Origin of the sequence: Plantactinospora sp. BC1 (assembly GCF_003030345.1) — a bacterium.
GTDB lineage: Bacteria > Actinomycetota > Actinomycetes > Mycobacteriales > Micromonosporaceae > Plantactinospora.
This window is the reverse complement of the sequence record NZ_CP028158.1, coordinates 5,606,368-5,628,085: the sequence shown is the minus strand read 5'-3', so window position 1 is coordinate 5,628,085 and position 21,718 is coordinate 5,606,368. Positions and strand designations below refer to the sequence as shown.

General features: G+C 71.8%; 19 protein-coding genes and 1 pseudogene. 7 read left to right on the top strand and 13 right to left on the bottom strand.

The window, feature by feature from the left end:
- Nucleotides 1–3: 3 nt before the first annotated feature.
- Both sufB and C6361_RS24630 read right to left on the bottom strand, forming a co-directional pair.
- A complete protein-coding gene (sufB, locus tag C6361_RS24635) occupies nucleotides 4–1,434 on the bottom strand; it encodes a Fe-S cluster assembly protein SufB (protein WP_107263055.1) in 1,431 nt (476 codons plus the stop codon).
- A complete protein-coding gene (locus tag C6361_RS24630) occupies nucleotides 1,431–2,132 on the bottom strand; it encodes a metalloregulator ArsR/SmtB family transcription factor (protein WP_107264497.1) in 702 nt (233 codons plus the stop codon). Before C6361_RS24630 ends, sufB begins: the two co-directional genes overlap by 4 nt.
- A 185-nt stretch (nucleotides 2,133–2,317) precedes the next feature.
- Here C6361_RS24630 and C6361_RS24625 point away from each other — a divergent pair, with 185 nt between their 5' ends.
- Nucleotides 2,318–3,271: a heme A synthase gene (locus C6361_RS24625; protein ID WP_107269147.1), complete on the top strand. Its 954-nt coding sequence runs from the start codon at nucleotides 2,318–2,320 to the stop codon at nucleotides 3,269–3,271.
- Nucleotides 3,272–3,370: 99 nt separating this feature from the next.
- On the opposite strand, the gene C6361_RS24620 is transcribed toward C6361_RS24625, so the two are convergent.
- The 3 genes from C6361_RS24620 to C6361_RS24610 form a co-directional block, all read right to left on the bottom strand.
- A complete protein-coding gene (locus tag C6361_RS24620; RefSeq protein WP_107269146.1) occupies nucleotides 3,371–4,285 on the bottom strand; it encodes a RimK family alpha-L-glutamate ligase in 915 nt (304 codons plus the stop codon).
- A 5-nt stretch (nucleotides 4,286–4,290) separates the two neighbouring features.
- Complete coding sequence (locus tag C6361_RS24615) at nucleotides 4,291–4,626, bottom strand: hypothetical protein (protein ID WP_107263058.1); 336 nt, start codon at nucleotides 4,624–4,626, stop codon at nucleotides 4,291–4,293.
- A 194-nt stretch (nucleotides 4,627–4,820) separates the two neighbouring features.
- Nucleotides 4,821–5,768, bottom strand: a complete 948-nt coding sequence (locus C6361_RS24610) for a heme o synthase (protein ID WP_107269145.1) — start codon at nucleotides 5,766–5,768, stop codon at nucleotides 4,821–4,823.
- Between the two features lie 263 nt (nucleotides 5,769–6,031).
- Here C6361_RS24610 and tkt point away from each other — a divergent pair, with 263 nt between their 5' ends.
- The 6 genes from tkt to pgl are packed head-to-tail and all read left to right on the top strand — an operon-like array spanning nucleotide 6,032 to nucleotide 14,397.
- On the top strand, nucleotides 6,032–8,170 hold the full coding sequence (gene tkt, locus C6361_RS24605; RefSeq protein ID WP_107269144.1) for a transketolase: 2,139 nt from the start codon (nucleotides 6,032–6,034) through the stop codon (nucleotides 8,168–8,170).
- Nucleotides 8,171–8,185: 15 nt separating this feature from the next.
- A complete protein-coding gene (gene tal / locus C6361_RS24600) occupies nucleotides 8,186–9,376 on the top strand; it encodes a transaldolase (RefSeq protein WP_107263062.1) in 1,191 nt (396 codons plus the stop codon).
- On the top strand, nucleotides 9,373–11,049 hold the full coding sequence (locus tag C6361_RS24595; RefSeq protein WP_234358977.1) for a glucose-6-phosphate isomerase: 1,677 nt from the start codon (nucleotides 9,373–9,375) through the stop codon (nucleotides 11,047–11,049). Before tal ends, C6361_RS24595 begins: the two co-directional genes overlap by 4 nt.
- 49 nt (nucleotides 11,050–11,098) lie before the next feature.
- Complete coding sequence (zwf, locus tag C6361_RS24590) at nucleotides 11,099–12,613, top strand: glucose-6-phosphate dehydrogenase (RefSeq protein ID WP_107263063.1); 1,515 nt, start codon at nucleotides 11,099–11,101, stop codon at nucleotides 12,611–12,613.
- A 39-nt stretch (nucleotides 12,614–12,652) separates the two neighbouring features.
- Nucleotides 12,653–13,636, top strand: a complete 984-nt coding sequence (locus tag C6361_RS24585) for a glucose-6-phosphate dehydrogenase assembly protein OpcA (protein WP_101367010.1) — start codon at nucleotides 12,653–12,655, stop codon at nucleotides 13,634–13,636.
- Nucleotides 13,633–14,397: a 6-phosphogluconolactonase gene (gene pgl, locus C6361_RS24580; protein ID WP_107269143.1), complete on the top strand. Its 765-nt coding sequence runs from the start codon at nucleotides 13,633–13,635 to the stop codon at nucleotides 14,395–14,397. Before C6361_RS24585 ends, pgl begins: the two co-directional genes overlap by 4 nt.
- A 151-nt stretch (nucleotides 14,398–14,548) precedes the next feature.
- On the opposite strand, the pseudogene C6361_RS24575 reads toward pgl, so the two are convergent.
- The 8 genes and pseudogenes from C6361_RS24575 to rapZ all read right to left on the bottom strand — a co-directional run.
- Nucleotides 14,549–14,872: pseudogene (locus C6361_RS24575) on the bottom strand (RNA polymerase-binding protein RbpA); the annotation flags it as partial.
- Between the two features lie 99 nt (nucleotides 14,873–14,971).
- The gene (gene secG / locus C6361_RS24570) at nucleotides 14,972–15,226 is read right to left on the bottom strand and encodes a preprotein translocase subunit SecG (protein ID WP_101367013.1); all 255 of its coding nucleotides are present in this window, start codon (nucleotides 15,224–15,226) and stop codon (nucleotides 14,972–14,974) included.
- A gap of 51 nt (nucleotides 15,227–15,277) precedes the next feature.
- Nucleotides 15,278–16,042, bottom strand: coding sequence for a triose-phosphate isomerase (tpiA, locus tag C6361_RS24565; protein ID WP_107264499.1), 765 nt, complete (start codon nucleotides 16,040–16,042; stop codon nucleotides 15,278–15,280).
- A 32-nt stretch (nucleotides 16,043–16,074) separates the two neighbouring features.
- A complete protein-coding gene (pgk, locus tag C6361_RS24560; protein WP_107269141.1) occupies nucleotides 16,075–17,274 on the bottom strand; it encodes a phosphoglycerate kinase in 1,200 nt (399 codons plus the stop codon).
- Between the two features lie 99 nt (nucleotides 17,275–17,373).
- On the bottom strand, nucleotides 17,374–18,378 hold the full coding sequence (gene gap, locus C6361_RS24555; protein ID WP_107263067.1) for a type I glyceraldehyde-3-phosphate dehydrogenase: 1,005 nt from the start codon (nucleotides 18,376–18,378) through the stop codon (nucleotides 17,374–17,376).
- A gap of 246 nt (nucleotides 18,379–18,624) precedes the next feature.
- Entirely contained in the window at nucleotides 18,625–19,605 is a 981-nt protein-coding gene (gene whiA, locus C6361_RS24550) for a DNA-binding protein WhiA (RefSeq protein WP_107263068.1), read from the bottom strand.
- Nucleotides 19,606–19,680: 75 nt separating this feature from the next.
- Nucleotides 19,681–20,661: a uridine diphosphate-N-acetylglucosamine-binding protein YvcK gene (gene yvcK, locus C6361_RS24545; protein WP_107269140.1), complete on the bottom strand. Its 981-nt coding sequence runs from the start codon at nucleotides 20,659–20,661 to the stop codon at nucleotides 19,681–19,683.
- A gap of 74 nt (nucleotides 20,662–20,735) precedes the next feature.
- On the bottom strand, nucleotides 20,736–21,635 hold the full coding sequence (gene rapZ, locus C6361_RS24540; protein WP_107264500.1) for an RNase adapter RapZ: 900 nt from the start codon (nucleotides 21,633–21,635) through the stop codon (nucleotides 20,736–20,738).
- Nucleotides 21,636–21,718: the final 83 nt, after the last annotated feature.

Sequence of the window (21,718 nt, the reverse complement as noted above, 5' to 3'; positions counted from 1 at the left end):
GCGTCAGCCGACCGCGCCCTCCATCTGCAGCTCGATCAGCCGGTTGAGCTCCAGGGCGTACTCCATCGGGAGTTCCTTGGCGATCGGCTCGATGAAGCCGCGCACGATCATCGCCATCGCCTCGTCCTCGGTCAGGCCCCGGCTCATCAGGTAGAAGAGCTGGTCCTCGCTGACCTTGGAGACGGTCGCCTCGTGCCCCATCGCCACGTCGTCCTCGCGGATGTCGACGTACGGGTAGGTGTCCGACCGGGAGATGGTGTCGACCAGCAGCGCGTCGCACTTGACGGTGCTCTTGCTGTGGTGCGAGCCCTCCAGCACCTGGACCAGGCCACGGTAGGAGGTCCGCCCACCGGCCCGGGCGATCGACTTGGAGACGATCGTGCTGGAGGTGTGCGGGGCGGCGTGCACCATCTTGGCGCCGGCGTCCTGGTGCTGGCCCTCGCCGGCCATCGCCACCGAGAGCACCTCGCCCTTGGCGTGCTCGCCGGTCATGAAGACCGCCGGGTACTTCATCGTCACCTTGGAGCCGATGTTGCCGTCGATCCACTCCATGGTCGCGCCCTCGTGGCAGACCGCCCGCTTGGTGACCAGGTTGTAGACGTTGTTCGACCAGTTCTGGATCGTGGTGTAGCGGCAGCGCGCGTTCTTCTTGACGACGATCTCCACGACCGCGCTGTGCAGCGAGTCGGAGGAGTAAATCGGCGCGGTGCAGCCCTCGACGTAGTGCACGTACGCGCCCTCGTCGACGATGATCAGGGTCCGCTCGAACTGGCCCATGTTCTCGGTGTTGATCCGGAAGTACGCCTGGAGCGGGATCTCCACGTGCACGCCCTTCGGCACGTAGATGAAGGAGCCGCCGGACCAGACCGAGGTGTTCAGCGCGGCGAACTTGTTGTCGCCGACCGGGATCACCGTGCCGAAGTACTCCTTGAAGATGTCCTCGTGCTCCTTGAGCGCGGTGTCGGTGTCCAGGAAGACGACGCCCTGCTCCTCAAGGTCCTCGCGGATCTTGTGGTAGACCACCTCGGACTCGTACTGCGCGGCGACACCGGCGACCAGCCGCTGCTTCTCGGCCTCCGGGATGCCCAGCTTGTCGTAGGTGTTCTTGATGTCCTCGGGCAGGTCCTCCCAGCTCGCGGCCTGCTTCTCGGTGGACCGGACGAAGTACTTGATGTTGTCGAAGTCGATCCCGCCGAGGTCGGCACCCCAGTTCGGCATCGGCTTGCGGCCGAACAGCCGCAACCCCTTCAGCCGCAGGTCGAGCATCCAGGCGGGCTCGTTCTTCTTGGCGGAGATGTCCCGCACCACCGCCTCGTTCAGGCCACGCTGGGCAGCGGCACCGGCGACGTCGGAGTCGGCCCAGCCGTACTCGTAACGCCCCAGGGCGGCGAGCTGCTCCTCCTGCGTCATGGGCTGGACGATCTGCTCGGTCATCTATCTGTCCTCACACTGCTGACGGAAGGTTTGGGCTGGGTCGGGATGTGCGTGGTGCAGACCCCGTCGCCGTGGGCGATGGTGGCGAGCCGCTGCACGTGGGTGCCGACCAGGCGGGAGATGACCGCCGTCTCGGCCTCGCACAGCTGGGGAAACTCCGCGGCCACGTGGGCCACCGGACAGTGGTGCTGGCACAGCTGTCCGCCGGACGCGATCGTGGACGCGTTGGCAGCGTATCCCTCGGCGGTCAGCGCCCCGGCGAGTGCCTCGGCCCTGGCCAGCGGGTCGTCCCCGGCGCCCTCCATGGCGGCCCGGCAGCGGGCCTCCAGCGCCGCGACCTGCTCGGCGGCGAAGGCGTCGACCGCGTCCGGTCCACCGTGCCGGGAGATCCACCGCAGCGCGGCGGTGGCCATCCCGTCGTAGGTGTGGGTGCCGCAGCGGCGCCGGCCGGAGTCGGTGAGCCGGAAGATCCGGGCGGGTCGACCACGACCGCGCTGGCCGCGGACGACCTGGTCACGGGCGACCACGTCACCGTCGGCGAGCATCGCGTCCAGGTGCCGGCGGATCGCCGCCGGGCTGAGCCCCAGCTCCGCGCCGAGCTGCGCGGCGGTGGCCGCGCCGTGCTCCAGCAGCAACTGGGTCACCCGGTCCCGGGTGGGACGCCCGTCGGGTCCGGCCACGCCGTCGGGTCCGGCCATCTCGACGGCGGACACGGCGGAACCGGCGACCGGATCGGTCACCCGTTCCTGCTCCGAGTACGCCGCCAGGTTTTTCACTACGCCAACGTTACGTATTTCGTCCTAGGTCCGCAAACCCGGGGTCCGGTGATCCAGACCACCGGACGGCGGACGCGCCGTCCAGCATGATCACATTTGCACGTACCATGGCCGGCGTGAGCCGATTCGGCGAATTTTCTGGCAAACCCACCCTATCGCGACTGGCCCTCGCCTCCGTGGTGGGGAACGTGCTGATCGTCGGGACCGGGGGCGCGGTCCGGCTGACCAAATCCGGGCTCGGCTGCCCCACCTGGCCCCGCTGCACCGACGACTCGTACGTGGCGACCGCCGAGATGGGCGTGCACGGGGTGATCGAGTTCGGCAATCGGCTGCTCACCTTCGCGCTCGCCGCCGTGGTCATCGCCGGAGTGGTCGCCGCCTGGCGGCAGCGCCCGGCCCGCCGGGGGCTCCGCTGGCTCAGCGTCGGTGCCGCGTTCGGCATCCCGGCCCAGGCGGTCATCGGCGGGATCACCGTGCTCACCAACCTGAACCCGTGGGTGGTCGGGCTGCACTTCCTCGCCTCGATGGCGGTGATCGCGGCCGCGTACGCGTTCTGGCGCCGGACCCTCGAACCGGACGGACCGCCCCGGCCGACCGTACCGGCACCGCTGCGCGCGCTCGCCTGGCTCACCGCCGGGGTGGCCGCCGCCGTACTCGTGGTCGGCACCTGGGTGACCGGCAGCGGCCCGCACTCCGGCGACTCGGGGGCGGCCCGTAACAACCTGGACCCGGAGACCATCTCCCAGGTGCACGCCGACACGGTCTTCCTGCTGCTGGGGCTCTCGATCGCGATCTGGTTCGCCTTCCGCGCGGTCGGCGCACCGGCCCAGGCGGTCCGGGCGGCCGGCCTGCTGGTGCTCGCCGAACTCGGCCAGGGCCTGATCGGCTTCGTGCAATATTTCACCGGGCTGCCGGTGGCGCTGGTCGGCGCGCACATGCTCGGCTCCTGCCTGGTCTGGCTCGCCGCCCTCGCGGTGCTCTGGTCGACCCGGGAACGCACCGCCCCGGCCGCCCCGGCGGACCGGACCCGGCCCGAACTCGCCGACGCGGCGGCCCGCTGACCCCGACCGGGCCGTGCCGGGCGGCTCAGCCCAGCCGGGCAGTTTCAGCCCAGCCGGACAGTTCAGCCCAGCCGGCCGGTTTCAGCCCAGCCGGGCAGTTCAGGCCGCCAGCCGGGCGGCGATCGCGTCGGCGATCCGGTCGGCCGCGCCCGGAGCGTGGGCCAGGAAGAGCGACGGCTCGGTGAGTTCCACCTCGACCAGCACCGGCGCGCCGTCCGGGCCCGGAATCAGGTCCACCCGGGCGTAGAGCGGCCGGCCCGGACCGCCGGGCAGCGCCGCCAGTACCCGCTCGGCGAGGGCGAGTTCCGCCTCGGCCGGGGTACGCGGGGTGATCTCCTCCGGCCGGAACAGCCCCTCGACGCCGTAGTCCGGGCCGACCAGCATCGGCCCCTTGCGGATCGCGTGGCTGAACCGGAGCCCGTCCGGGCCGGCGACGAAGAGCAGCGCCGTCTCCCCGGCGGTGTCCACGGCGGCCAGGTACGGCTGCACCATCACCCACCGGCCGGCCGCCTGTAGCCGCTTGACGTGTGCAACGGCCAGCTCCCGGTGTTCCGCGTCGGCGAGGTCGTAGCGGCCGGTGTCCAGGCTGCCGGCGCCGACGACGGGCTTGAGGACGTACTCGCCGGGCACCGCCGGCAGTGCCCAGGCGGTGTCCGGGGCCAGCCAGCTGGTCGGCACGGTCGGCAGCCCCGCCTCGGCGAACTCCCGCAGGTAGCGCTTGTCGGTGTTCCACCGCACCAGGTCGGCCGGGTTGGCCAGCCGGGGCACGGTCTCGGCCCAGGCGACGAACTCGGCGCGCCGGGGCGGATAGTCCCAGGGCGAACGGAGCACCGCCAGCGCGTAGCCGGCCCAGTCCACCTCCGGGTCGTCCCAGACCGCCGCCTCGACCCGGATCCCGCGTTCGGCGAGCGGGTCCAGCAGCAGCCGGTCGTCGGGGTCGAGGCCGGGAAGTTCCGCACAGGTAATAAGAGCGACCCGGGGCTCGCCCCGGGTCGCACGGTTGTTATCGGACAAAATTATCAACGAGCCATGGTACGTCGAGCCATCGACCGCCAAAGATCGTTGCTCGGACGCATCTGGTCCATCAGTTCCCGCTCCCATTCGTTCTCCACGGCGACCCCCGCCTTGGCGCAGGCCAGTCGCGCGACGTCGGTGCTGTCCGCGAACTGGTCAGCCCACACGCCGTCCTCCCCCACCAGGACAATGCGCGCGCCCCGCTTGCCGACGTACTCGATGACCGCCTTCGCGCCGCCGTGGCCGGCGGCAAACGACTGGATGCCGGCGACCAGACCGTTGTGGGTCTGCCCCGCGACGGTCTGCTCGCCCGTCGGCGTCGTATCGGAACCATCTGCCATAACGCGAAGCCTAAGCAGACTTCGACCGCCACGAGGGGCAGCTACCGATAATTTGTGATCCCGATTACGGTGACGTTTACGGTAACGGCGCACCAACTTGGGGCGATTTTTCGGGCTATACGCGACTAATTCAAAACCATCATTCACGTTCAAGCCCGGCAAACAGGACGAACGGGCACGAAGCCCCCGAAAACTCAGAGCAGCGCGTCGACCGCGACCGCCGCGAAGACGATCGTCAGGTACGTGATCGACCAGTGGAAGAGCCGCATCGGCTTGACCGGACCACCCCGGGCGGCCCGCTGGCTCAGCCGGTGCGCCTCGACGATGAACATCCCGCCGGCCGCCAGCACCGTGACCCCGTAGACCGGGCCCATGCCCAGCGGCCAGACCAGCACCGACGCCGCCACGGTCAACCAGGTGTAGACCACGATCTCGGTGGTGACCCGGCGGATCGAAGCGACCACCGGCAGCATCGGGATGCCGGCCCGGGCGTAGTCGTCCTTGAACTTGATGGCCAGGGCGTAGAAGTGCGGCAGCTGCCAGAAGAACACCACCGCGAAGAGGCCCCAGGCCTGCGGCGCCAGCGAGCCGGTCACCGCCGCCCAGCCGATCAGCACCGGAGCGGAGCCGCAGATGCCGCCCCAGAAGGTGTTCTGCCAGGTCGTCCGCTTCAACCACAGGGTGTAGACGAGGTCGTAGTAGGCGATGGCGGCCAGCGTCAATGCGGTGGCCAACCAGTTGGTGAAGACCGCCATCAGGGTCACCGAGACCACCGCCAGCACCAGCCCGAAGACCAGCGCGTTGCGGGGCGCCACGGTGTGCGTCGGCAGTGGCCGGCGCTTGGTCCGCTTCATCACCTGGTCGATGTCGCGGTCGATGTAGCAGTTCAAGGCATTGGCCGCACCCGCCGCCAGCGACCCGCCGACCAGCACCACCGCGACCAGCCAGAGCGACGGGATCCCGCCGTCGGCCAGCATCATCGTCGGCACCGTGGAAATCAGCAGCAGCTCGACGATCCGTGGCTTGGTCAGCGCGACGTACGCCCGGATCAGGGCGGCGACGTCGCGTCGCCGGGTCACCTCGTCCGGCGTCCCCGCTGCCGGGGCACCGCCGGTCACGGGGCGCTCGGTGATCATGCTCACGGATTGCCACCTTCCGGCGTCGGGCACGACGAGTGATTGGCTGCGCGGGCAGCGCGGGTGGCGGGCGACCGATGGTCAGCACGCCGACCGACAGCCTACGCGTCGTCGTTTCCGCTGCCCGGGCGACCCTTCTTCGGTGCGAACGATCACACTTCCGGCGAACCGCTCGACCGGTGGTCGAGATCCGGGGGATGGGTTTCGGAACCGGTCGCTAGGGTCATCAGTGAGGGTTCCGCCCATCACGCCGAGGAGCACACACGATCGTGGCTGACAATCGACCCGAGCAAACCTCGCTGAGCTGGTCCGATCTCGACCAGCGTGCCGTCGACACCGTCCGCGTGCTGGCCATGGACGCCGTGGAGAAGTCCGGCAACGGGCATCCGGGTACGGCGATGAGCCTGGCACCGGCCGCCTACCTGTTGTTCAACCGGGTCATGCGGCACGACCCGTCCCACCCCGACTGGACCGGGCGGGACCGGTTCGTGCTGTCGGCGGGGCACAGCAGTCTCACCCTCTACATCCAGCTCTACCTGAGCGGCTACGGCCTCGGCCTGACCGACCTCAAGGCGCTGCGGCAGTGGGGCTCGCTCACCCCGGGCCACCCCGAGCACGGGCACACCCGGGGCGTCGAGACCACCACCGGCCCGCTCGGCCAGGGGCTCGGCAACGCGGTCGGGATGGCGATGGCCGCCCGCCGGGAGCGTGGCCTGCTGGACCCGGACGCGGCTCCCGGCACCTCCCCCTTCGACCACCACATCTGGTGCATCGCCTCGGACGGCGACATCGAGGAGGGGATCAGCCACGAGGCGAGTGCGCTCGCCGGGCACCAGCGACTGGGCAACCTGATCCTGATCTACGACGACAACGAGATCTCGATCGAGGACGACACCCGGATCGCCAAGAGCGAGGACGTGGCCGCCCGCTACGAGGCGTACGGCTGGCACGTGCAGACGGTCGACTGGCGCAGCGGGGACGCGGACCAGGGCCACTACCACGAGGACGTCGAGGCGCTGTACGCCGCGCTGCTGGCCGCCAAGGCGGAGACCGGCCGGCCGTCGTTCGTCGCGCTGCGCACCATCATCGGCTGGCCGGCGCCGACCAAGCAGAACACGGGCAAGATCCACGGTTCGGCGCTCGGCGCCGACGAGGTGGCCGAGACCAAGAAGCTGCTCGGCTTCGACCCGGCCCAGCACTTCGCGGTCGACGAGGAGGTGCTGACGCACGCCCGCCAGGTGCTGGAGCGGGGCCGCTCCGCGCACGCCGAGTGGGAGACCGCCTACCAGGCGTGGGCGGACGCCAACCCGGAGGGCAAGGCGCTGCACGACCGGCTGGCCACCCGTACGCTGCCGGTCGGCTGGGCCGACGCGCTGCCGGAGTTCCCGGCGGACGCCAAGGGGATCGCCACCCGGGCCGCCTCCGGCAAGGTCCTGAACGCCCTGGCCCCGGTCCTGCCGGAGCTGTGGGGCGGCTCGGCCGACCTGGCCGAGAGCAACAACACCACCATGGAGGGCGAGCCGTCCTTCATCCCCAGCGACTACGCCACCAAGGCGTTCCCGGGCAACGAGTACGGCCGCACCCTGCACTTCGGCATCCGTGAGCACGCCATGGGCGCCATCCTGAACGGCATCGCGCTGCACGGCGGCACCCGCCCCTACGGCGGCACCTTCCTGGTCTTCAGCGACTACATGCGCCCGGCGGTCCGGCTCGCCGCGCTGATGAAGCTGCCCGTCGTCTACGTCTGGACGCACGACTCGATCGGTCTCGGCGAGGACGGCCCCACCCACCAGCCGGTCGAGCACCTGACCGCGCTGCGGGCCATCCCCGGCCTGGACGTGATCCGGCCGGCCGACGCCAACGAGACCGCCTGGGCCTGGCGGCACGCGCTGGAGCACACCGACCGGCCGTCCGCGCTGGCGCTGAGCCGGCAGGCGCTGCCGACGCTGGACCGCAGCGAACTGGCCGGCGCCGACCAGACCGTCAAGGGCGGCTACGTGCTGGCCGAGGCGTCGAACGCGCAGCCGCAGGTGATCCTGATCGGCACCGGCTCCGAGGTGCAGCTCTGCCTGACCGCCCGGGAGCGGCTGGAGGCCGAGGGCACCCCCACCCGGGTGGTCTCGATGCCCTGTCAGGAGTGGTTCCGGGAGCAGGACTCGGCGTACCAGGACGCGGTGCTGCCCCGCTCCGTCCGGGCCCGGGTCAGCGTCGAGGCCGGCATCGCGATGTCGTGGCGGGACCTGATCGGCGACAGCGGTGAGGCGGTCAGCCTGGAGCACTACGGCGCCAGCGCACCGCACAGCGTGCTCTTCGAACAGTTCGGATTCACCCCCGACCGGATCGTCGCGGCCGCGCACGCGTCGCTGACCCGGGTGGGCCAGATCACCGGTGACACCACCGGCAACTGAGGGAGCGTTGCAGACATGACTGACCGGTTGGGTGAGCTCACCGCCGCGGGAGTGGCGGTCTGGCTCGACGATCTTTCGAGGGTACGGCTGAGTTCGGGCAACCTGGACCAGCTGCGCCGGGAGAAGCACCTGGTCGGGGTGACCACCAACCCGACCATCTTCGCCAAGGCGCTCAGCGACGCGGACGAGTACAACTGGCAACTGCGGGACCTGGCGATGCGCGGGGTCAGCGTCGAGGAGGCGGTCCGCGCGCTGACCACGTACGACGTGCGGTGGGCCTGCGACGTGATGCGCCCGGCGTACGACAGCAGTGCCGGGGTGGACGGTCGGGTCTCGATCGAGGTGGACCCTCGGCTGGCGTACCGGACCGAGCCGACGGTGGCCGAGGCGAAGGCCCTGTGGTGGCTGATCGATCGGCCGAACCTCTTCATCAAGATCCCGGCGACCGAGGCCGGGCTGCCGGCGATCACCGCGACCCTGGCCGCCGGGATCAGCGTGAACGTCACGCTGATCTTCGGGTTGGAGCGCTACTCGCAGGTGATGGAGGCGTTCCTGGCCGGGCTGGAGCAGGCCAAGGCGAACGGGCACGACCTCAGCAGGATCGCCTCGGTGGCGTCGTTCTTCGTCTCCCGGGTCGACACCGAGGTCGACAAGCGGCTGGACAAGCTCGGTGGCGGCGCCGGCCGGCCGGACCTGGCCGCCCTGAAGGGCAAGGCGGCGGTCGCCAACGCGCAGCTCGCGTACGAGCGGTACGCCGAGGTCTTCTCCTCGGACCGCTGGCAGGCGCTGGCCGACGCCGGTGCCCACCCGCAGCGCCCGCTCTGGGCCTCCACCTCGACGAAGAACCCGGAGTACCGGGACGTGATCTACGTCGAGGAGCTGATCGCCCCCGGCACCGTGAACACCATGCCGGAGCCGGTGATCGACGCCTTCGCCGAGCACGGCGAGACCCGCCCGGACACCGTCACCGGCTCCTACGCCCAGGCCCGGGAGGTGCTCACCGGGCTGGCCGCGGCCGGGGTCGACTTCGACGACGTGATCGCCACCCTGGAGCGGGAGGGCGTGGAGAAGTTCGAGACGAGCTGGCTGGAGCTGCTCGACGGGGTACGCAAGTCGCTGGAGGCCGCCGCGCAGGGCGCCGGGGAGCCGAACCAGGCCGCCGGGGAGAACGCCGAGGCCGCCGCCCGGGCGGGAGGCAACGCGTGACCAGCCAGGACCTGCTGGACGGCGGCTGCGAGGGGGCGGCCGGACTCGCCGTCTACGGCGCGGAGGCGGTCGACGCCGCCGCGCCGGCCTCGGCCCGCGCCGCGCTGCTCGCCGAGGACGTACCGGCCCGGCTGGTCGCGAAGGACCCTACGCTGTGGGGGCCGGACGCCCAGGCCGAGGCGGCGGTCCGGCTCGGCTGGGTGGACACCTTCCGGCGCAGCCGGGAACTGCTGCCCCAGCTCGCCGAGCTGAGGGCCGAACTGGCCGACCTCGACCACGTGGTGCTGGCCGGGATGGGCGGCTCGTCGCTGGCCCCCGAGGTGATCACCCGTACCCTCGGCAAGTCGCTGACCGTGCTCGACACCACCGACCCCGGGCAGGTACGCGCCGCGATCGCCGACCGGCTGGACCGGACCGTCGTGGTGGTGGCCAGCAAGTCCGGCTCGACGGTGGAGACCGACAGCCACCGCCGGGCGTACTGGCAGGCGTTCCTCGACTCCGGGCTGACCGAGGCGGAGGCCGGCCGGCGCTTCGTGGTGGTCACCGACCCCGACTCGCCGCTGGCCAAGACCGCCGAGGAGATGGGCGCCTTCGTGGTGCTCGCCGACCCGGACGTCGGGGGGCGCTACTCGGCGCTGACCGCGTTCGGGCTGGTCCCCTCGGCGCTGGCCGGGGTCGAGGTCTCCGAGCTGCTCGACCAGGCCGAGGAGCTGGCCGGGGCGCTCGGCGGGCCGCAGGACAACCCCGGGCTGGCGATCGGCGCCGCGCTCGGCGCCGCCGCCACCACCGGCCGGGACAAGGTCGCGCTGATCTCGGACGGCACCGGCATCGACGGCCTCGGTGACTGGGCCGAGCAGTTGATCGCCGAGTCCACCGGCAAGAACGGCGTCGGCATCCTGCCGGTGGTGGTCGAGGACCCGGGCAGCCCGGGTGCGACCGGGCCGGACGTGCTCACCGTCACCTACGGCGGCGGGCTCGCCGCCGGTGCGGTGCCGGGCGGCGGGATCCGGGCCGACCTGGCGGTGAACGGCCCGCTGGGCGCGCAGTTCCTGGCCTGGGAGTACGCCACCGCCGTCGCCGGGGTGGTGCTCGGAATCGACCCGTTCAACCAGCCGAACGTGACCGAGTCCAAGGAGAACACCAACCGGCTGCTCGGCACCGGGCTGCCGGTCGAGACGCCGACCTTCGTCGACGGCGGGATCGAGGGGTACTGGTTCCCGGGCGAGCCGCAGCGGACCGACCCGCTCCCCGGTGACCTGGCCGGGGCGCTGCGGCTGCTGCTGGACGGGCTCGGCGACGACGGCTACCTGGCCGTGATGGCCTACCTCGACCGGTTCGCCGACGCCAAGACCGCGCAGGTGCGCCCCGGGCTCGCCGCCGCCTCCGGGCGACCGGTCACCTTCGGCTGGGGGCCCCGGTTCCTGCACTCGACCGGGCAATACCACAAGGGCGGTCCGCAGCTCGGGTCGTACCTCCAGATCACCGGTGACGTGGCCGAGGACCTGCCGGTGCCCGGCAAGCCGTACTCCTTCGGGCAGTTGCAGGCCGCGCAGGCCGCGGGCGACCGCGAGGCCCTCGCCCAGCGGGGCCGGCCGGTGCTCCGGCTGCACCTGACGGACCGGGGCGCCGCGATTCCGCACCTGCTCGATGCGGTACGGGGTCTGCGGAGTTGACGGCAACCCGGCATGCTGACACTGACGGACTGAGCGAGGAGGGGGTGCCGTGAATCCGCTGCGCGACCCGCAGGACCGGCGGTTGCCGCGGATCCCGGAGCCGTGCGCACTGGTGATCTTCGGTGTCACCGGGGACCTGGCCCGCAAGAAGCTGCTGCCGGCGGTCTACGACCTGGCCAACCGGGGGCTGCTGCCGCCGGGCTTCGTGGTGCTCGGGTTCGCCCGGCGTGACTGGGGCGACGGCGACTTCGAGTCGATGGCCCGGGACGCCGCGCAGGCGCACGCCCGGACACCGTGGCGGGACGAGGTCTGGGCCCGGTTGGCCGGCAACATCAAGTTCGTCGGTGGCGCGTTCGACGACGACGCCGCCTTCGACAAGCTGGCGACCTGCCTGGACGAGCTGCGGGACAGCCACGGCATCGCCGGCAACGCCGCCTTCTACTTCTCCATCCCCCCGGCGGCGTTCCCGACCGTGCTCAAGCAACTCGCCCGGACCGGGATGGCCGACAACGACAAGTGCGGCGGCTGGCGGCGGGTGGTGGTGGAGAAGCCGTTCGGCCACGACCTGCCCTCGGCGAAGGCGCTCAACGACCTGGTCGACGACGTCTTCACCCGGGAGGACGTCTTCCGGATCGACCACTACCTGGGCAAGGAGACCGTCCAGAACATCCTCGCCCTGCGCTTCGCCAACAACCTCTTCGAGCCGCTCTGGAACTCGAAGTACGTCGACTCGGTGCAGATCACCATGGCCGAGGACGTCGGGATCGGCACCCGGGCCGGCTTCTACGACGCGACCGGCACCGCCCGGGACGTGTTGCAGAACCACCTCCTGCAACTGCTCGCCCTGGTGGCGATGGAGGAGCCGACCAGCTTCGACGCCAGCGAGATCCGGGCCGAGAAGCTGAAGGTGCTGCGGGCGATCACCCTGCCACAGGACGTGCACGCCGGCACCGTGCGCGGGCAGTACCTGCCCGGCTGGGTGGCCGGCAAGCGGGCCGTCGGCTACCTCGACGAGGAGGGTGTGCCGCCGGAGTCGACCACCGAGACGTACGTGGCGGTCCGGCTCGGCATCCAGAACCGGCGCTGGGCCGAGGTGCCCTTCTACATCCGGGCCGGCAAGCGTTTGCCGCGCCGGGTGACCGAGGTCGCCATCATCTTCAAGAAGGCGCCGCACCTGCCCTTCAACCCGGCCGACATGGAGATGCTCGGCAACAACCAGCTCGTGATCCGGGTCCAGCCGGACGAGGGCGTGGTGCTGAAGTTCGGTTCGAAGGTTCCCGGCACCACCATGGAGGTCCGGGACATCGCGATGGACTTCCAGTACGGCGAGGCGTTCACCGAGGCCAGCCCCGAGGCGTACGAGCGGCTGGTGCTGGACGTGCTGATCGGGGACCGGACCCTCTTCCCGGACGCCGCCGAGGTCGAGCAGAGCTGGCAGGTGATCGACCCGCTGGAGGAGGCCTGGGCGGGCGTCAAGCCCGAGCCGTACCGGGCCGGCGAGTGGGGTCCCCGGGCGGCGGACGAGTTGCTGGCCCGGGAGGGCAGGGCGTGGCGGCGGGCGTGACCCGCCGACGATCGTAACGACAACAACCAGGAGGCAGCGTTGATCGGCTTGTGGGACACCACCGGCAACGAGGTGGTGAAGGCCCTGGCCGCCGAACGGCGCAGCGCGGGCGGAGTGGCCAGCGGCATGGCGCTGACCCTGATCGTCGTCGTCGACGAGCCGCGGGTCCGGGAGGCCGAGGCGGCGGTGACGATCGCCTCGGCCGCCCACCCGTGCCGGATGGTGGTGGTGGTCCGCTCCGACATCGAACGCGACCGCAACCGGCTGGACGCCGAGATCGTGGTCGGCGGCCGGCTGGGCCCGGGCGAGGCCGTGGTGACCCGGATGTACGGCCGGCTCGCCCTGCACGCCGAGTCGGTGGTGATGCCGCTGCTGGTGCCGGACGTGCCGGTGGTGACCTGGTGGCACGGCGAGCCGCCGGCCGAGATCGCCAACGACTTCCTCGGCGTGGTGGCGGACCGCCGGATCACCGACTGCGCGCAGGCGGCCGATCCGGTGGAGGCGCTGCGGCAGCGGGCCCGGGACTACGCCCCCGGCGACACCGACCTGGCGTGGACCCGGATCACCCCGTGGCGCACCCTGGTCGCCGGGGCGTTCGACACCACCGAGGGGAACCGGGTCACCTCGGCCACCGTCGTCGCGCCGCACACCGATCCGACCGCGGCGCTGATGATCGGCTGGTTGAAGGCCCGGCTGGGTCTGCACCCGCACTGGGAGCACACCAGCGAGTTCCCCCGGATGCGCTCGGTGGAACTGCGCTGCGCCAACGGCGACGAGCTGGTGCTGACCCGGGACGACAACCAGGCGACGTTCCGGCGTACCGGGCAGGCCGACCGGCAACTGCCGCTGGTACGCCGCCCGCTCGGCGACGAACTCGCCGAGGAGCTGCGCCGGCTCGACCCGGACCAGATCTACGCCGAGGCGCTGGGTGCCGTCGCCGGGGTGGCCCGGCTGGACCGGCGGCCGGCCCAGCGGGTGCACGTCTGGAAGGACCCGACGAAGCAGCCGCAGGGTGTCGCGTGACCGAGACAACGGTGGTGGTGCACGCCGACCCGGACCTGCTCGCCCAGGCGGTCGCGGCCCGGCTGCTGGTCAGGATCATCGACGCCCAGGCGGAGCGGGGCGAGGCGAGCGTGGTACTGACCGGGGGCCGGATCGCGGCGGCGGTGCACCGGGCGGTACGCGACCTGCCGGCCCGGGACGCGGTCGACTGGTCCCGGGTCGACGTCTGGTGGGGTGACGAACGGTTCCTGCCGGCCGGGGACCCGGAGCGGAACGAGACCCAGGCCCGGGAGGCGCTGCTCGACGCGCTGCCGCAGGTCCGGGTGCATCCGATGCCCGCCTCGGACGGTCCGGACGGTGCCGACCCGGAGGCGGCGGCGGCCCGGTACGCGGCCGAACTCGCCGCGGCCGCCGGCCCGGGTACGGCCGCGCTGCCCTACTTCGACGTACTGATGCTCGGGGTCGGCGAGGACGGGCACGTCGCCTCGCTCTTCCCCGAGCATCCGGTCGGCTACGAGAGCCGGCCGGTGAGCGCGGTCCGGGGCAGCCCGAAGCCGCCACCGGTGCGGATCACGCTGACCCGGGGGGCCATCAACACCGCCGAGGACGTCTGGCTGATCGCCAGCGGCAGCGGCAAGGCCCGGGCGGTCGGCATGGCGCTGGGCGGTGCCGGGCCGGTCCAGGTGCCGGCGGCCGGGGTGACCGGGGTGCAGCGGACCCGGTGGCTGTTGGACCGGGCGGCGGCGGCCGAGGTGAAGCCGAGGTTCCGCAGCCTCCGCTGATCGTTCCGCAGCCTCCGCAGACCGTTCCGTAGCCTCCGCTGACCCGGCGGGTCGCCCGCCAACGTCAGGAGGCTGGCCCGGTCACACCCGACCGATGAGCCGGGCCGGTGTCGTCACGGCCCGGATTGGGTCGGGTCTCGCCCCGGCGGGCCCGCAACGCGGCCAGCGCCTCGGCGAGGATCGCCTCGGCGTCCGCCTCGCTGCGCCGCTCCTTCACGTACGCCAGGTGCGACTTGTACGGCTCCGTCCGCTGCCGCCCCGGCGGATTGTGCACGTCCTGCCCGGCCGGCTGCCCGCAGTGCGGACAGTCCCAGATCTCCGGGATCTCGGCCTCGGCCGCCAACAGGATCTCCAGCATGTGCCCGTTGCCGCACCAGTAGGTGACCGGACGGCGGGGGGCGGGTTCGCATCGCTCGGTCGGCCGGGCCGGGCCGGCACCGACTCGGCTGCCACGAATGGCACTGCCAGGGGGCACGGCTGCTCGCTCCGTTCGTCAGAGGGGGGTCCCGAGGGGATATGACAAACTGCGCGCGGCCCACGTTAGCGGACCGCGCGCAGTTTGTACGCCCTGTTGTCAGGTGGTCTCGGCGAGACGCAGCCAGAGGCCGAGGCCGACGATGCAGGCGAACCAGACAAGACCCACCAGAACGGTGTATCGGTCGAGGTTCTTCTCGGCCACCGAGGAGCCGGCCAGGCTGGAGCTGACCCCTCCGCCGAACATGCTCGACATCCCGCCGCCCTTGCCCCGGTGCAGCAGGATCAGCAAGGTGAGCAGCACGCTCGTGATCACCAGCAACACGATCAACGTGTATGCGAACCAGATCGGCATGGTAGGGGTCAGTCCTCTCAGCTACGCGGGGCTCGTCAAGGATAGCGACCGTCAGCGGGCGATGTGCTCCGGGAACCGACAGATCTGCGCGAACTCCTCGGCGTCCAGGCTCGCCCCGCCGACCAGTGCGCCGTCCACGTCGGGCTGCGCCATGATCGCGGCGATGTTGGCCGCCTTCACCGACCCGCCGTAGAGCACCCGGACCTGGTCGGCGGTCTCCTGACCGTGCAGCTCGGCGATCCGCTGCCGGATCGCGCCGCAGACCTCCTGGGCATTCTCCGGGGTCGCCGTCTTGCCGGTGCCGATCGCCCAGACCGGCTCGTACGCCACGACCACCTTGGCCACCTGCTCGGCGGTCAACCCGGCCAGCGAGCCGTCGAGCTGGTCGCGCACGTACGCCACCTGCCCGTCCTGCTCGCGGATGTCCAGGCCCTCGCCGACGCAGACGATCGGGGTCAACCCGTTCTCCAGCGCCGCCTTCGCCTTGGCGTTGACCAGCGCGTCGTCCTCGTGGTGGTACGTCCGCCGCTCGGAGTGCCCGACGACCACGTAGGTGCAGCCGAGCGCGGTCAGCAGCGCACCCGAGATCTCCCCGGTGTACGCCCCGCCCTTGTGCGGCGAGATGTCCTGCGCGCCGTACCCGATCAGCAGCTTGTCGCCGTCGACCAGGGTCTGCACCGTCCGCAGGTCCGTGTACGGCGGCAGCACCACCGTCTCCACGTCGGTCAACTGCTTCTCGTTGAGGCTCGCGGCGAGCTTCTGGATCAGCAGGTTCGCTTCCCGGTGGTTGAGGTTCATCTTCCAGTTGCCGGCCATCAGCGGCCGGCGGGCGGGTGCGGGGGTGGCCACTACTGCTCCAGAGCGACGATGCCGGGGAGGGCCTTGCCCTCCAGGTATTCCAGCGAGGCTCCCCCGCCGGTCGAGATGTGCCCGAACGACGACTCGTCCAGACCGAGCGCGCGGACGGCCGCGGCCGAGTCACCGCCACCGACCACCGTGAAGCCCTTCACGTGGCTGATCGCCTCGGCGACGCCCCGGGTACCGGCGGCGAACGGGGCCAGCTCGAAGACGCCCATCGGGCCGTTCCAGAAGACCATCCGGGCCGTACCGGCCATGTCGGCGAACTCGGCGATCGTCCGGGGACCGATGTCCAGGCCGAGCCGGTCGGCCGGGATCTGGTTCGCCGGCACCGCTTCGTGATCCGCGTCGGCGCTGAACTCGGTCGCCGCCACCACGTCGATCGGGAGCACGATCCGGTCGGCGCCCCGCTCCAGCAGCTCCCGGCAGGTGTCGACCAGATCCTCCTCGAGCAGCGACTTGCCCACCTCGTGTCCCTGCGCCCGCAGGAAGGTGAAGCACATGCCGCCGCCGATCAGCAGCCGGTCGACGGTCGGCAGCAGCGCCTCGATCACGGCGAGCTTGTCGGAGACCTTGGAGCCGCCGAGCACCACCACGAAGGGGCGGTCCGGCTCCTGCCGCAGCCGGGCCAGCACCTCGACCTCGCGAAGCACGAGCTGGCCGGCGAAGTGCGGCAGCCGGGCCGGTACGTCGTAGACGCTGGCGTGCTTGCGGTGCACGGCGCCGAACGCGTCGTCGACGTACGCCTCGGCGAACGCCGCGAGCTGGTCGGCGAAGGCGCCCCGCTCCGCGTCGTCCTTGCTGGTCTCGCCCGGGTTGAACCGCAGGTTCTCCAGCAGGGCGACCTGGCCGGCGGCGAGCGCCTCGACCACGCCGCGGGCCGACTCGCCGACCGTGTCGGTGGCGAACGCGACCTCGGCGTCGAGCAGCTCACCGAGCCGGGCCGCGACCGGGGCGAGGCTGTACTTCGGGTCGGGCGCGCCCTTGGGACGGCCCAGGTGCGAACAGACCACGACGGCGGCCCCGGCGTCCCGCAGCGCGGTCAGCGTCGGTAGCACCGCCCGGATCCGACCGTCGTCCGTGATGGCGCCGGTCTGCTTGTCGAGCGGGACGTTCAGGTCGGCGCGCACCAGCACGCGCCGACCCGAGACCCCCTCGGCGAGCAGATCGTCGAGGTTGCGGATGCTCACAGAGCTGCCTTTCCGTTCACGACTGCGGGGCTCGCAAGCTCACTCCTCGCGCTCACCCGGCTGCCTTTCCGTTCACGACCGCGGGGCTCGCAAGCTCGCTCACAGCCCGGTGCCGACCAGCTTCACGAGGTCGACCAGGCGGTTCGAGTAGCCCCACTCGTTGTCGTACCAGCCGACGACCTTGACCTGGTTGCCGATCACCTTGGTCAGCCCGGAGTCGAAGATGCACGACGACGGGTCGGTGACGATGTCGGCGGAGACGATCTCGTCCTCGGTGTAGGTGAGGATGCCCTTCAGCGGGCCGTCGGCGGCGGCCTTCATCGCGGCGTTGATCTCCTCGACCGAGGTGTCCCGGCCGGCCTCGATGGTCAGGTCGGTGGCCGAGCCGGTCGGGATCGGCACCCGCAGCGCGAAGCCGTCCAGCTTGCCCTTCAGGTCGGGCAGCACCAGGCCGATCGCCTTGGCGGCACCGGTCGAGGTCGGCACGATGTTCAGCGCGGCGGCCCGGGCCCGGCGGAGGTCCTTGTGCGGGCCGTCCTGGAGGTTCTGGTCCTGGGTGTACGCGTGGATGGTGGTCATCAGCCCCTTCTCGATGCCCACCGTGTCCTGGAGCACCTTCGCCATCGGCGCGAGGCAGTTGGTGGTGCACGAGGCGTTGGAGATGATGTTGTGCTTCGCCGGGTCGTAGTTCTGGTGGTTGACCCCCATCACGACCGTGACGTCCTCGTTCTTGGCCGGCGCCGAGATGATCACCTTCTTGGCGCCGCCGTCGATGTGCGCCTTCGCCTTGGTGGCGTCGGTGAAGAAGCCGGTCGACTCGATCACCACGTCGGCACCGAGGTCACCCCAGGGCAGCTTGCTCGGGTCCTTCTCGGCGAAGACCTTCATGGTGTGCCCGCCGACGCTGATCTCGTCGGCGCTCGCCTTGACCTCCTGCGGCAGCCGGCCGAGGATGCTGTCGTACTTGACCAGGTGCGCCAGCGTGGCGTTGTCGGTCAGGTCGTTGGCGCCGACCACCTCGACGTCGGCGCCCGACGCGAGCACCGCGCGGAAGAAGTTGCGGCCGATCCGGCCGAATCCGTTGATGCCAACCCGGATGGTCACTGGGTCCATCTCCTCGTGTTTCGGTTCGCCGCCGGTGAGAGCGCACAGCGGCGAAGGTGGGTGCGCCGACCGTTGGAGCCGGCCGCTGGATGTCACCCCGGCCGTCTCACACCGCGACCTCTGGGCGGTCAGCACGGCGGAGAAGGCCGGTACCGGCCCCGTCGCCGTACGCTGCGACCTTATCCGAGCGCGCCGCTCCGCGTTGCGTCGGGGCACAATCCGGCCAATCGACTCCCCCGGCCGAGGTCAGACCGCCAGCATGTCCGGGGTGACCGCCGCCTCGGTGTCCGGGATTCCCAGGTCACGGGCCCGCTTGTCGGCCAGCGCCAGCAGCCGGCGGATCCGCCCGGCGATCGCGTCCTTGGTCAGCGGCGGATCGGCCAGCGCCCCCAACTCCTCAAGGGACGCCTGCCGGTGCTCCAGCCGCAGCCGGCCGGCCGAGGTGAGGTGGTTCGGGGCGTCCTCGGCGAGGATCTCCAGGGCCCGGGTCACCCGGGCGGCGGCGGCGACCGCGGCCCGGGCCGAGCGGCGCAGATTGGCGTCGTCGAAGTTGGCCAGCCGGTTGGCGGTGGCCCGCACCTCGCGGCGTACCCGGCGCTCCTCCCAGGAGAGCACGCTGGAGTGGGCGCCGATCCGGGTCAGCAGCGCGGCGATCGCGTCGCCGTCCTTGACCACCACCCGGTCCACCCCGCGCACCTCCCGGTATTTGGCGGTGATGCCGATCCGGCGGGCCGCGCCGACCAGGGCGAGCGCGGTCTCCGGACCCGGGCAGGTGATCTCCAGCGCGCAGGAGCGGCCGGGCTCGGTCAGCGAGCCGTGCGCCATGAAGGCGCCCCGCCAGGCCGAGACCGCGCAGCAGACGTTCGCCGCCACCACGTGCGGGGGCAGCCCGCGTACCGGCCGGCCGCGTACGTCGAGCAGCCCGGTCTGCCGGGCCAGTGCCTCGCCGTCCTTGACCACCCGGACGATGTAGTGGCTGCCCTTGCGCAGCCCGCCGGAGGCGAGTACGTGGATCTCGCTCGGATATCCGTAGACCTCGGCGATCTCCCGGCGCAGCCGGCGGGCCACCGCGCCGGTGTCGAGTTCCGCCTCGACCACCACCCGTCCGGAGACGATGTGCAGTCCGCCCGCGAAGCGCAGCAGGGCGGCCATCTCCGCCCGCCGGCAGCAGGGCTTGGGTACGTCCACCCGGCTCAGCTCGTCCTTGACCGCAGCCGTCATCGCCATCTTGTCGTCACCTCGTGGGCCGGTCCCGGCGGGTGCCGGTGATTCGTAGGTGCTTCGTTGTTGATTCGTAGGTGCTTAACGATCGGCGCCCAGGAGAGGCACCAGCGCGGCGCCCAACGCTGCCGGATCGTGCTGGGGGCCACCGTCCGGTACGGCCACCGGGGCGAGGACGAGCCGCGCACCCAGGGATTCTGCCGCACGATGCACCGGTTCGGGGTCACCGACCGCCTTTCCGTCCGCCAGCACCACGTCGACGGTGAGCCCGGGCAGGTACCAGCCGAGCGCCGCCAGGTGGTCGGCGAGGGAGAGGCCGAGTGTCTCCGCCTCGTTGGCGAGGTTGAGCGTGACCAGCCGGCGGGCCGGGCTGGCCACCATCGCCGCGGCCAGCTCCGGCACCAGCAGGTGCGGGATGACGCTGGTGTACCAGCTTCCGGGGCCGAAGATCAGCCAGTCGGCCTCGCGGACCGCCGCCACCGCCTGCGGGCAGGCGCTCGGCCCCTCCGGGGTGAGCCGGACGGACTCGACCCGGCCGTCGGTGACCGCCACCGCGTGCTGGCCGCGTACCGTCTGCACCGCGCTGGGGCGGCGCGGGTCGGCGCCGCGGACGCGGGCCTCGATCCCGACCGGCTGGCAGGCCATCGGCAGCACCCGGCCGACCGCGCCGAGCATCGCGGCGGCGTGGTCGAGGGCGGCCACCGGGTCGCCGAGCAGCTCCATCAGCCCGCAGAGCACGAGGTTGCCGACCGCGTGCCCGGCCAGCGGGTCGGGACGCGGGCCGCCGCCGGCGAAGCGGTGCTGGAACAGCTCGGCGCTGCGTCGGGTGCCGGGCTCGTCGGCGGCGAGCGCGGCGAGCGCCTGCCGCAGGTCGCCGGGGGGCAGCGCGCCGCGTTCCAGCCGCAGCCGCCCGCTGGAGCCGCCGTCGTCGCCGACGGTCACCACCGCGGTGATGTCGAGGTCCAGCTCCGGCGCGCAGCGGCGCAGCGCCCGCAGCGACGCCGCCAGACCGTGCCCGCCGCCGAAGGCGACGACCCGCTGTTTCCGGGAGGCTTTCTCCACCTCTCCGCGCGGTCCGTCGGAACCGCCGGTGGAGGTCGGGGGGCGCCCGCCGGGCGACTCAGGTTGGGAAGAATTCACTCGCGCCCCAGGTCACGATGGTGCGCCGTGGCGGCCAGCCGGGCCTGGCGCAGCCGGGCGGACAGTTCCTCGGCGATCGCCACGCTGCGGTGCTTGCCGCCGGTGCAGCCGACCGCCACCGTCAGGTAGCGCTTCCCCTCCCGCTCGAAGCCGGGCGCGGTCGCGTTGATCAACCGGGCGTACGTCTCGACGAAGGTCACCGCGCCGCGCTGGCCCAGCACGTACCGGCTGACGTCCTCCTCGCGGCCGGTGTGCTCGCGCAGCTCCGGCACCCAGTACGGGTTGGGCAGGAAGCGGGCGTCCAGCACGAAGTCGGCGTCCGGCGGAAGGCCGTACTTGAAGCCGAAGGAGAGCACCGTCACCCGCAGCCGGCGGGCGTCCTCGCCGGCGAACAGCTCCTCGACCCGGCGGCGGAGCTGGTTCACGTTCAGGTGCGAGGTGTCGATGATCACGTCGGCCTGGTCGCGGGCCTCCTCCAGCAGGCCGCGCTCGATCGCGATGCCGTCGGCGAGCCGGCCGTCGGCCTGCAACGGGTGCGAGCGCCGGACGCTCTCGAAGCGCCGGATCAGCACCTCGTCGTCGGCGTCCACGAAGACCACCCGGGGCTGGAAGCCGCGCTCCTTGAGAGCCCGGATCGCCCCGGCCAGGTCGGTGGAGAACGCCCGGCTGCGCACGTCGAGCACCATCGCGGTCTTCCGGGCCGCCCCGCCGGCCCGGAACGCCAACTCGGCCATGTCGAGCATGAGCGCCTGCGGCAGGTTGTCCACCACGTAGAAGCCGACGTTCTCCAGGGCCCGGGCGACGGTGCTGCGCCCGCCGCCGGAGACCCCGGTGACCACCACCAGGGTGGTGTCCGAGCGGGTCGGTTCCGTCGGTCCCGTCTCGGACCGGGTCAGCGTCGGCTGTGCCGCGTCCGATGCCGGATCCGTGTCGTACCCCCTGCTCTGGTCGTTCGCGCCCGTCGGCGACTCGTCGGCCG

Excerpts from the sequence above, each read along its gene's own strand:
- sufB (WP_107263055.1), bottom strand. The coding sequence starts at position 1,434 with ATGACCGAGCAGATCGTCCAGCCCATGACGCAGGAGGAGCAGCTCGCC.
- C6361_RS24630 (WP_107264497.1), bottom strand. The coding sequence starts at position 2,132 with ATGGCCGGACCCGACGGCGTGGCCGGACCCGACGGGCGTCCCACCCGG.
- C6361_RS24625 (WP_107269147.1), top strand. The coding sequence starts at position 2,318 with ATGGCCGGCGTGAGCCGATTCGGCGAATTTTCTGGCAAACCCACCCTA.
- C6361_RS24615 (WP_107263058.1), bottom strand. The coding sequence starts at position 4,626 with ATGGCAGATGGTTCCGATACGACGCCGACGGGCGAGCAGACCGTCGCG.
- tal (WP_107263062.1), top strand. The coding sequence starts at position 8,186 with ATGACTGACCGGTTGGGTGAGCTCACCGCCGCGGGAGTGGCGGTCTGG.
- secG (WP_101367013.1), bottom strand. The coding sequence starts at position 15,226 with ATGCCGATCTGGTTCGCATACACGTTGATCGTGTTGCTGGTGATCACG.
- tpiA (WP_107264499.1), bottom strand. The coding sequence starts at position 16,042 with ATGGCCGGCAACTGGAAGATGAACCTCAACCACCGGGAAGCGAACCTG.
- whiA (WP_107263068.1), bottom strand. The coding sequence starts at position 19,605 with ATGGCGATGACGGCTGCGGTCAAGGACGAGCTGAGCCGGGTGGACGTA.